We start from the raw sequence: 9355 nt of genomic DNA, 5'->3' as shown, positions 1-9355 counted from the left end.
GTTATATAGTTAGTTACATGAGTAATGAACCACTTAAGTGAGGTAGTCAAAATGAAACAATCATTAGATCATCAGCGACCAATTTTTCAACAAATTAAAGAAACCATCGAAGAGAATATTTTGAATGATGCTTTTCCAGAAGAAGAAAGAGTACCGTCTACGAATGAATTTGCCAAAATGTATCGCATTAACCCTGCAACAGCAGCTAAAGGAATTAATCAGCTAGTTGACCACGGAATATTGTATAAAAAGAGAGGGATAGGGATGTTTGTATGTGCGGGCGCCAAAGAAGTATTGCTTACACAAAGAAAAGAAGAATTTTATAACCGTTTTATTGTTCCCCTGAAAAAAGAAGCACAGCATTTGGGGATTACGGTAAACGAGTTAAAAGAGCTGTTAGACAAGGGGGAAATAAAGTGAATATAGAAGCGCAGCTGTTAAATAAATGCTATGGATCTAAACAAGTGTTAAAAGACATTTCACTTACGCTAGCAAAAAATAAAATATACGGGTTACTAGGTAGAAATGGAGCGGGCAAAACGACTCTGATGCAAATTGTAGCCGGGCATATTCCAGTTACGACAGGAGAGGTAAAAGTGGGCAATCAATCTCCATTTGAAAACCGCTCTGTCTTGCAAAACATCTGCTTAATTAACGAAAGCGGAAATTTCAAAAAAACATTAAAAGTCAAAGACGTGTTAAAAATTGCGTCACTTTTTTATCCTTACTGGAGCGAAGAAGCTGCTGAGAGGCTTATGGAAGAGTTCGATTTAGATTGTAATATGAAAGTGAAAGCATTATCTAAAGGTATGGAATCAGCATTAGGAATTATTGTTGGGCTATCTTCCCGAACGAGCATCACAATCTTTGATGAACCTTATATTGGACTTGATGCTGCGATGCGAGCGCGTTTTTATGAGCTTCTATTGGATGAATATGAAGAATATCCACGCACGTTCATTATTTCCACACATTTAATTGATGAGGTAAGTAATTTATTTGAAGAAGTACTCATTATGCAAAAAGGAAAGCTGATTCTTCAGGATACAGCAGAAAATTTGCAGCAACGCTGTGTAAGTGTGAAAGGACCTAAAAGTCAAATTGAAGAATATGAAAAAGGAAAGCAAATAATCCATGAACAAGTATTCGGAGGAGAGAAAAAAATAGTCCTTTTTAATGAAGATATTTATGCTGAGGAGCTTGTCGACAGTTCATTTCATATAGAAGCTGTTCATATACAGGATATTATGATTTATCTTACAGCAAATCGTGGAGGTGTAGCGTAATGAAAGGACAGTTTGCCGCCATTAGTTATTCACTCTACGTTGAACTAAAGTATTTAATGATTCGCTTTTGGACGATTCTGTTAGCTTTTGTTGTAGTAGATATTTTAGTGTTCAGTCAGGTGAATGAGCATCTTCTATTAGTAACAAGTATGCCGCAGTACATCTTTTCAGGTATTGTAAGTTTTATTATCATTCGAAAAAGTTTTTCCTTTTGCTTAAAGTTAGGAGCTACTCGTAAAGCATATCTTTTAACGATGACCTGTGTTTTTGCTTTATTTGCAATTGTAATGTCCCTTATCAATGTTGTCATCATGAGCATTTCCATAAAGGTGATTAATAGTTTGAATTTAATGAATGTTCAGCTTTATTATGCGAGCGATTTTATCTTTCATGACCCTACTGTCACTGTTCACTTTTTAACGGACGCTGTATTTATTTTTTTTGTTACAGCAGCATCGTGTTTGCTCGGCAGCATCGTTTACAAATTCGGGCAAACAGGAGGGATGATCACCGGTGCTGTTTTAATTTTACTGTTTACGATTCCAGTGACAAAAGAACCGGTTATTCATTTTATAAAAAGCTTTTCGAACGGGTCGTTGTTACTTACATTCGGAACAATGGTTATCGTAAGCTTCTTATTCTTTCTTATCAACTGGCTGTTTTTAAAAAAAGCGTCTCCTGTCCATCAAGCCTAATAAAAAAAGCAATCATTCCTTTACTGAATGATTGCTTTTTTTATTGTACTTTTTTAGAGCAAGCTGCATCAATATCTAGAATCCAGTCGTGAAACTTTTGCTGAAGAAGTTGAAGAGAAGACTGATTGTTCGATACAATGTCCAGTCCGCGCTCGTCGTATAGGTGGAAGATGGTTTCTTTATTCAAATTCACAATGTAACACTCTTCTTCGATAGCCGGATGAATATGAAGATCGCGGTTGGCAATTGATTGCAAAAGAAGCTTTTCTTTCACATCATTTGTTTTACAGGCAATAATATACTCAGCGTTATTTAATAATGCTACGGATTGAACTTCTTGTTTCTTCAGACGAGAGCGAATGAATTTTTTAATAGCTGTTTCTTTTTTCTTTTTTAAAAGTAAATCATCCTGTGCAGCATTCGCTTTGAAAACAAGTAACAGCTCATCATTTTTTTCATGGAGTGTCTCAAAAATTTCGTAAGCGCGTGCGTACACATTTTTCATGTATTCTCGTTCCCATACGCCTTTTTGATTGGTAAGCGTAAAACGGATACCTGCGGGCGCGTTATAAAAAAGAGGTCTTTTCATTTGAACATTTGGAAACATTGTTGTTAAGTATGATTGAAGCCGCATTGTAGTCATACGCAACACCTCATTTAGTTTAGTCCTGACTTAATATGTTGAGTTTAGTCTATCACGTGATTAGCTAAATTTGTAAAGAAGTAATGTTATTTAATCAAAAGGTAACCAAACTGTTATATTTTGTTGATTTTGCATTATTTCTTTACACAACCTTTGCGGATGAACAGGTTTTTTCATACGCCTGTCGTATTACTTAACGTAGTAACGACGTGAAGAAAGGATGATATACGGTGAAAAAACAGCTTGTTCTTATTTCAATTATTACAGCTGCTTTCTTTGTGCTCATTTTTCACAAAACGATCTTTCAAGAAGGTAATCCTCTTCCTATTGCATGGAGTATTGTAAAATTAAAATCTTCGGGTGAAGATGTTGTGCAAATATCGGATAAGCCTAAAAGGTATCTCATTCATTCAGATGACTACTTAACGTTTATTAAACAAATGAAAAAGAAAAAAGTAAATTTTCAATATCAAGATGATAAAAAATTTTATTTTAATAACGACAATGAACGCCAGCTTTTCGTCAGCAAAAACTATACCGATAAGTTCACGATTATGGAACTAAAGAAAAAAGAGCTGACTGAAGCTGGCGTTGAGTAATAAGAGCTAATCCCTGCCCTGTGTCCCAAAATCTTTAATTTGAACATGAACATGATAGTCGATGGTCGACTGGGTAAATATTTCATCCCATTCATGCTGATGTTTTTTCCAAAAATGAGGATGATGAATTCGTACGTAATCATGCAGGTCAATCACATCAGCTTTGTAATTATTTTGTAATAAGCGAAGTGTTTTTTCTGCATCTTTTCGAATGATTTTTTCTATTTTTTTTTCGGTGTTCTTTACATTAGAGGCGGCAAGAGCCTGTTTTGAAGTCTCCCAATCTTCTGATAGCCTGCCGCTTGTTTGAACGTTGATGTCAAAATGAACGGAGTGATTTGAATCAATGCGGGCCTTCACATCTTGCTGAACATCTCCAATTTCATAGGAAAAGGGGTATGGACCGTGTTTGCCGTAAATAATTCCGCCTTTAATATTCCCCGTTAACCACGTTAATGCCTCCACTTGGTGCTGAGTTAAGGTGAATTTTGCTTTTTTATCTTTTATGATTGCCGCGCCGTCTATTTCAACGCTATTTTTTATTTTAGAAAGCCGCTGTATTAAAAAGCTTTGATCTGTTTTTAACTTAGCCGATAGCTCTCCCATGGTTAGGGGATTTAGAATTTTGTTCGTTTTGAATTTATTATAAACAAGTTCGTAAATTAAGTTTACAGGCGGTACAGACATTCCTTGAATCGTTAAAACGTTTTTAGCATCGCCTTTTGTAACAAACGCAAGGCTGCTGCGGCGTATTTCATTATCACGTACAAACTGATTGATAAGCGCATCAAGAGGGATGGTCTTGCTTGCTTTTTCTCCTATTAAAAGTGCTCGCTGATGCTGGCTGTATATAGGATCAGATTTCAGCGAAATATTTCGTGTGATTTCATGAATTGTAGGACCAGCTGTTGTAATGTTTTTGTATGGAATGGAAGAAGACATATTTCCGGACTCTGTCTCGGTTAACGTTTGATGAGTCAGCACAAGCTGATTTTTTCCTGTTTTTGGTTCTATTTTCGATGTGATATCCATTGCCACGCCTATAACAAGAGCAAGTTGTTCAATGTTTCGATGATTTGTACAGCTGCACAATAAAAAAATGGTCATCATGACAGGAAGACATTTTTTCGTCATTTGAACACAACCTTTTTTATTTTCATTAACATGCTGAAAAAAAGAGGGATAACCAAAAATGTCACTAAAAATGCCCAGCCTAGAACAGTTGAATAATTCGACACGTCGCTTGCTGTTTTGGGGGCTAAAGAGCTCATAAATAAAACGGGTACAAGAAAGATAATATTAGTAGTTGATCGGTTTTTGAAAATCTTTTTAAATCCTGAAACAGCTAAAAAGAAATACATTACAAAGGTTAAAAAAAACTGAAGAAGCCAGACAATAAGTAAAAATAATTCAAGCCTCTCAAAGAAAATTCCTTTTACTTCATGCGTCTGAACAAATTCAATCGTAGGCCAGACGGTCGTTTTTACCTCCGGAACGGATAACGCGCCGACAACTAATACGTAAGTGATAATATATAAAAGTAAAGGAATGGAAAATCCGATGATAGAAACTTTTCGTAAATGATTTTTGTTTTTCATATGCTTTGGAAGAAATACAATCGTTTCAATCCCTAAAAAGGAAACAGAGACGGTTGTAAAAGCAGCAAGAAGCGGGCTGAATCCATCGGCTAACACGGGCTGTAAGTTTTTTAAATCGACCATTCCGATACTAAGAAGATATAAGATAAGAAGAATGATGACCGTTACAGGAAAACATAGGGCCATTACTTTTCCAATAGAATTAATACCCCCAGTGATTAAATAGACGCCTGTCAAAATAAACGAAAGGATAATTAACTCAATGGGCATCGTTTCCAGTAAATAGAAATGGATCATTTCTGCCATAGCTCTTACTTCAAAACTTGCTACAGATGTGAAATAAACGACTATAGCGAAGTTGAAGATATTTCCAATCAACTTGCCGGTTACTTCTTGCGTGAAGTCAAACATACAGCTAATCGTAAAATATTTAACCATCCAGACTAAAAAAAGAACAATTCCAATAAACAAAAGGCCGTCCATAATAAGTACAATCCATCCGTCTGCATTATTTGTCTGGTTTGTAATGYTGCTTGGCAGTGTTAATAAACCGACGCCCAGCATGGTTGAAGAGATAATTGAAATGGCATAAAAGTCTGAAAGAAGCTTGCTTGATTGTGACTGTGATTGTTCCATATGGTCCTCCTTTTGTCAGTTTTATTTGGCTTTATTTTTAGACTGTTTTAGACTTTTGTTTGGCAGACGAATATAAGAATCTTTCCACGCTTTTTTATTTAACGCAAAAAACGGTTTGAAGTAAGCCATACCAAAACTTTCGAGCTTGGTTAGATGAATGACGAGAACAAGAAAAAACATGGTAACTCCGTATAATCCAAATATTGCTGCAATCATCATAGATACGAAACGCAAAATTCGAAACGAAAGACCAATTCCGTACTGAGGAACGGTAAAGGACGCAATTGCCGATACAGATACAACAATAATCATAACGGAGCTAACGATATGGGCTTCCACCGCTGCTTGACCAATCACAACCCCGCCTACAAGTCCAACTGTTTGTCCCACAGGAGTAGGGAGACGCAGACCGGCTTCGCGCAATAATTCAAGCGTCACTTCCATAACCACTGCTTCGATAAAAGGAGAAAAAGGAACGTTTTCTCGTGTGGCCGCAATAGTAATAGCAAGCTCCGTCGGAAGCAGACCTTGGTTAAACGAAACGAGTGAAATATAAATAGCTGAAAAGAATAGGGTAATAAAAATAGACAAGTACCTTAGTAATCTTAGCAACGAACCAGCTATCCATCTTTCGTAATAATCGTCGGGTGATTTCATAATCATATCGAAAGTTGTAGGCACTAAAAGAGCAAAAGGAGAGCCATCTACTAAAATGGCTACTCGCCCTTCATTCACCGCAGCGAGAACACGATCCGGTCTTTCTGTATTTTGTACTTGAGGGAACGGTGAGTAAGGTGCTTCTTCTAAAAATTCTTCAATCATTCCTGAGTCTTGAATGTTATCTAAAGGAATGTCTAATAATTTCTCTCGGACTTGATTCACGATGTGAGTTTGACAGTGTTTATTATGAAAAACGATACTTGTTCGATGTTCCTTTGTATTTCCAATATAAATGTCTTCAATAACCATTTCTTCTTCGGTAGAACGCTGCCTTAAAAGACCAAGGTTTTCATCTAAGTTTTCGATAAGAGCAATTTTAGGGCCGCGCACTACTTTTTCTGTTGTAGGTTCACTTAAAGAGCGCTGTTTGGTCATAGACATATTCAGCGAGTATGCCGTGGTGCTTTCGCTAATGAACAGCAAGGGCTGACCTTTAAAAAAACACGAGATCGCTTGCTTGTATGTATAAACTTCTTTGTCTTTAATGACAGAAATAAACGAATCGATGTCATCGAGTGTTTGCGTTTCACTTTTTGCTTTTGTCTCAACAACATGCTGAGTAAGATTATCAAGTTTTTCTCCGTCTACTAATCCTTGGAGATAAATAATACATATATATTTTGTGGGAGACAGCCATAATTTTTTGGAACCAACGTCTGTATTTTGACCCACCAAATCTAGAAACGTTTGAACGGTGTAGTCTGCATTGGGCTGAAATTTTGAATCGAGCATAAATAAACTCACCGCCTGTTGTGTTAATGAGCTTAGTGTTTACGATGTAAAAACGAGTTATGCGAAAAATGTGGAAGAATAGAAAAGATATGTTATGGTAAAGAAAAGAGGTGATGGTATGCTACATTCATTTACGTTAAAAACGAATAAGCGTGACGAAATGATTGACGTGACGAGTCAGGTACAAGCATTAATAAGAACAGAAGGATTAAAAGAAGGGGCTGTAGTTGTCTACTGTCCTCATACAACCGCTGGTATAACAATTAATGAAAATGCGGATCCGGATGTAAAAACCGATATGATCCGACGCTTCGATGAAGTATATCCTTGGGAACATAAGTTAGATCTTCATATGGAAGGAAATACGGCGGCGCATCTCAAAGCGAGCACGGTCGGCTCCTCTCAGCATATAATCGTTCACGATGGGCAGCTGCTGTTAGGAACGTGGCAAGGAATTTATTTTTGTGAGTTTGATGGACCGAGGACTCGTACGTATTATGTAAAAATTTTATCGGCACAATAACTTTTTTTCATACGTCATTGTCCAACTTTTTTCTGAAAATTGTTATAAAACAAAGTTAATTTAATATAAATGTTATATAACAGTTAAAGGGAGAGATTGAACAATGGAAAAGATAAGTGCAGAACAAGAAGCAGTAAAAAAAGAAAATGAAAAAACAAATTTTACATGGGTGGAAGAATACCCAACCATTTTAGACATTGTCAATGAATATTACAGTACGTGTCGATAAATAAAGTGAAGAGACAAAATTATTTTAATTGAAAGAAGATCCGAATGAGTTTGATTCTTGCTTGAGAATTTAACGCGTTCGGATTTTTTCATTGGTAGGGTGGACGTAGGTTTTGTATATGTAGACGAGGAGGCTCATCGGACGCTGACGGAAAACGAAGTCTTACACGGAAATCAACAGCGATGCAACAAGCGGTCGAGATCATTTATCTCACTTGTTCGTCTTTAGGTTGGATTGATTTAGTTATGTCTTAATATCTTTTTTTATAAAAAAAGATATAATAGTAGCAATTTTCCTAAAATGTTTAATATAATAAATATTAGGGTACTGAATTGTATGAAATAAAGATAAGACGCATCGTTTCATACTATTTCCTTTTTTACCGCTAGTATAGCCTTGAAGAAAAAGTTTCATTTGATATACTAACTATACGCTTAGTCTTTAAGAGAAAGATGAAGATTCATTGTCATTGTTACACGCAGTGAATGAGCTGCCTTTGCTTGGCGAAAACGTCGTACAAACAAAGACAGATAGCGAATTGTTTTGGGTGCGTTCATTTAGTTCAAAACAGGGAGGCGATTAGTCTATGTTACTTGTACGTATGGCCATGATTGGTTTCTTTTCATTAACAGCCATATCATTGTTTTCTTTTCAGTCCGTTGAAATTATCCATGCCATTATGGACTTTTTCTCATCAGCTGATAAGTACTAAAAAACGATATCTTTTTTAAATAAAAAGCGGATAACCCTTAGGGGCTATCCGTCAAAAACCGCCCAAAAGGCGGTTTTTTTATGCTTATAGCTGTGCTAACAAACGCACTGCATTCATTCTCTGATGACAAAGTTCACGTGTTTTTTAGCTTAACATTCGTTAAAATAAGTATTTACGTACTGTTCAAACTGAAGCCAATCGTCCACGCGAGGGACATTTACTTCTTCGTTATACGGGTAGCTCATGGCAACAGCATGGCGACCTGTAGCTTGAAAAGCCTTCAAATTATGCGGTGCATCATCAAATAGCAAGTCTCCGTATATTTTATCTTTTTGGTGTGTAAACACGATATTGTATTTTCCGATAAATGGAAGGTGTTTCTCAACCCACTGCTCTTTTTCTGTATAAGCATAGGTACGGCTGCTTGTAACAATTAAAATGGAAAACCTTTCATAAAGTCGTTTAAGAACCTCAACAGCATGAGGGAGAGGTTGTAAATGTAAAAAAAGCCCCGGCTGATCGAGGTAGTCATAAATTTTCGTGCCGCATTCCGGCTTTACATACTTTTCTGATTCCCAGCATTTTAACTTTTCAACCGATAAGCTGTCGCAATAATCTTTGTTATATTGGTTATGCCAATCCGTCATAAGATCACAAATGACAGAATCCATGTCAATTAAAAGGGTGTGCATTTATTCAACTTCCTTTACAGTATTCATCTACACGCTTGGTTTTGCAATGTAATGTGCTGCTTCTACTATACCAAATCTTTTACATGCAGAAAAAGAGCAAGCCGCATCAAAATCGCACAGCTTGCCCTTTTTATAGAAACTACATTCTTTTAGCACCTAAATAGCGTTTGCTCCAATAGCTCTCTTTTAGAGAAGAGACGCTCACACCTTTAGATGAAGAGCAGTGAAGAAACTGGTTATTTCCTAAATAAATTCCTGCATGAGAAGGCCCTTTTGTATAGGTTTGGAAG

The 9355-nt window shown here is 36.5% G+C and carries 14 protein-coding genes; 8 read left to right on the top strand and 6 right to left on the bottom strand.

Going from position 1 to position 9355, the window contains the following annotated elements; all coding sequences use genetic code 11:
- The first annotated feature begins 51 nt into the window (after positions 1–51).
- Genes AC1DRF_RS11245 through AC1DRF_RS11235 form a run of 3 tightly spaced genes read left to right on the top strand, consistent with a single transcriptional unit; the run spans position 52 to position 1981 of the window.
- A complete protein-coding gene (locus tag AC1DRF_RS11245; protein ID WP_013058691.1) occupies positions 52–420 on the top strand; it encodes a GntR family transcriptional regulator in 369 nt (122 codons plus the stop codon).
- Positions 417–1286 (top strand): ABC transporter ATP-binding protein, encoded by an 870-nt coding sequence (locus AC1DRF_RS11240; protein ID WP_477740751.1) that lies wholly within the window; start codon positions 417–419, stop codon positions 1284–1286. Before AC1DRF_RS11245 ends, AC1DRF_RS11240 begins: the two co-directional genes overlap by 4 nt.
- Complete coding sequence (locus AC1DRF_RS11235) at positions 1286–1981, top strand: hypothetical protein (protein ID WP_043976658.1); 696 nt, start codon at positions 1286–1288, stop codon at positions 1979–1981. The genes AC1DRF_RS11240 and AC1DRF_RS11235 overlap by 1 nt, the downstream gene beginning before the upstream one ends.
- 40 nt (positions 1982–2021) lie before the next feature.
- Here the strand turns inward: AC1DRF_RS11235 and AC1DRF_RS11230 are convergent, their stop codons facing one another.
- A complete protein-coding gene (locus AC1DRF_RS11230; RefSeq protein WP_013058688.1) occupies positions 2022–2624 on the bottom strand; it encodes a DUF3885 domain-containing protein in 603 nt (200 codons plus the stop codon).
- A 230-nt stretch (positions 2625–2854) separates the two neighbouring features.
- On the opposite strand from AC1DRF_RS11230, the gene AC1DRF_RS11225 reads away from it, so the two are divergent.
- Entirely contained in the window at positions 2855–3223 is a 369-nt protein-coding gene (locus AC1DRF_RS11225; protein WP_013084654.1) for a hypothetical protein, read from the top strand.
- 6 nt (positions 3224–3229) lie between these two features.
- Here AC1DRF_RS11225 and AC1DRF_RS11220 read toward each other — a convergent pair whose 3' ends face one another.
- From AC1DRF_RS11220 to AC1DRF_RS11210, 3 genes are read right to left on the bottom strand one after another with little or no spacing between them, the layout of a single operon-like run.
- On the bottom strand, positions 3230–4357 hold the full coding sequence (locus AC1DRF_RS11220) for a Ger(x)C family spore germination protein (RefSeq protein ID WP_477740750.1): 1128 nt from the start codon (positions 4355–4357) through the stop codon (positions 3230–3232).
- Positions 4354–5457, bottom strand: a complete 1104-nt coding sequence (locus AC1DRF_RS11215; RefSeq protein WP_477740749.1) for a GerAB/ArcD/ProY family transporter — start codon at positions 5455–5457, stop codon at positions 4354–4356. The genes AC1DRF_RS11220 and AC1DRF_RS11215 overlap by 4 nt, the downstream gene beginning before the upstream one ends.
- A gap of 21 nt (positions 5458–5478) precedes the next feature.
- Complete coding sequence (locus AC1DRF_RS11210) at positions 5479–6909, bottom strand: spore germination protein (protein WP_016765285.1); 1431 nt, start codon at positions 6907–6909, stop codon at positions 5479–5481.
- A gap of 118 nt (positions 6910–7027) precedes the next feature.
- On the opposite strand from AC1DRF_RS11210, the gene AC1DRF_RS11205 reads away from it, so the two are divergent.
- The 4 genes from AC1DRF_RS11205 to AC1DRF_RS11190 all read left to right on the top strand — a co-directional run bounded on the left by AC1DRF_RS11205 (position 7028) and on the right by AC1DRF_RS11190 (position 8373).
- A complete protein-coding gene (locus AC1DRF_RS11205) occupies positions 7028–7432 on the top strand; it encodes a secondary thiamine-phosphate synthase enzyme YjbQ (protein WP_043976663.1) in 405 nt (134 codons plus the stop codon).
- A gap of 103 nt (positions 7433–7535) precedes the next feature.
- Complete coding sequence (locus AC1DRF_RS11200; RefSeq protein WP_255255768.1) at positions 7536–7661, top strand: hypothetical protein; 126 nt, start codon at positions 7536–7538, stop codon at positions 7659–7661.
- Positions 7662–7718: 57 nt separating this feature from the next.
- Positions 7719–7889, top strand: coding sequence for a hypothetical protein (locus tag AC1DRF_RS11195; protein ID WP_427075156.1), 171 nt, complete (start codon positions 7719–7721; stop codon positions 7887–7889).
- Positions 7890–8247: 358 nt separating this feature from the next.
- On the top strand, positions 8248–8373 hold the full coding sequence (locus AC1DRF_RS11190) for a hypothetical protein (RefSeq protein WP_013058681.1): 126 nt from the start codon (positions 8248–8250) through the stop codon (positions 8371–8373).
- Positions 8374–8522: 149 nt separating this feature from the next.
- Here AC1DRF_RS11190 and AC1DRF_RS11185 read toward each other — a convergent pair whose 3' ends face one another.
- Complete coding sequence (locus AC1DRF_RS11185) at positions 8523–9065, bottom strand: 5' nucleotidase, NT5C type (RefSeq protein ID WP_028415087.1); 543 nt, start codon at positions 9063–9065, stop codon at positions 8523–8525.
- 139 nt (positions 9066–9204) lie between these two features.
- Positions 9205–9355: NlpC/P60 family protein (locus tag AC1DRF_RS11180; RefSeq protein ID WP_477740752.1), on the bottom strand; the 151-nt coding region annotated here is incomplete at its 5' end.

Source organism: Priestia sp. P5_B4 (assembly GCF_056400385.1).
Note: the sequence above shows the minus strand (reverse complement) of the source record. Positions and strands in the feature narration are given on the sequence as shown.

Excerpts from the sequence above, each read along its gene's own strand:
- AC1DRF_RS11205 (WP_043976663.1), top strand. The coding sequence starts at position 7,028 with ATGCTACATTCATTTACGTTAAAAACGAATAAGCGTGACGAAATGATT.
- AC1DRF_RS11210 (WP_016765285.1), bottom strand. The coding sequence starts at position 6,909 with ATGCTCGATTCAAAATTTCAGCCCAATGCAGACTACACCGTTCAAACG.
- AC1DRF_RS11190 (WP_013058681.1), top strand. The coding sequence starts at position 8,248 with ATGTTACTTGTACGTATGGCCATGATTGGTTTCTTTTCATTAACAGCC.
- AC1DRF_RS11245 (WP_013058691.1), top strand. The coding sequence starts at position 52 with ATGAAACAATCATTAGATCATCAGCGACCAATTTTTCAACAAATTAAA.
- AC1DRF_RS11235 (WP_043976658.1), top strand. The coding sequence starts at position 1,286 with ATGAAAGGACAGTTTGCCGCCATTAGTTATTCACTCTACGTTGAACTA.
- AC1DRF_RS11185 (WP_028415087.1), bottom strand. The coding sequence starts at position 9,065 with ATGCACACCCTTTTAATTGACATGGATTCTGTCATTTGTGATCTTATG.
- AC1DRF_RS11220 (WP_477740750.1), bottom strand. The coding sequence starts at position 4,357 with ATGACGAAAAAATGTCTTCCTGTCATGATGACCATTTTTTTATTGTGC.
- AC1DRF_RS11230 (WP_013058688.1), bottom strand. The coding sequence starts at position 2,624 with ATGACTACAATGCGGCTTCAATCATACTTAACAACAATGTTTCCAAAT.
- AC1DRF_RS11200 (WP_255255768.1), top strand. The coding sequence starts at position 7,536 with ATGGAAAAGATAAGTGCAGAACAAGAAGCAGTAAAAAAAGAAAATGAA.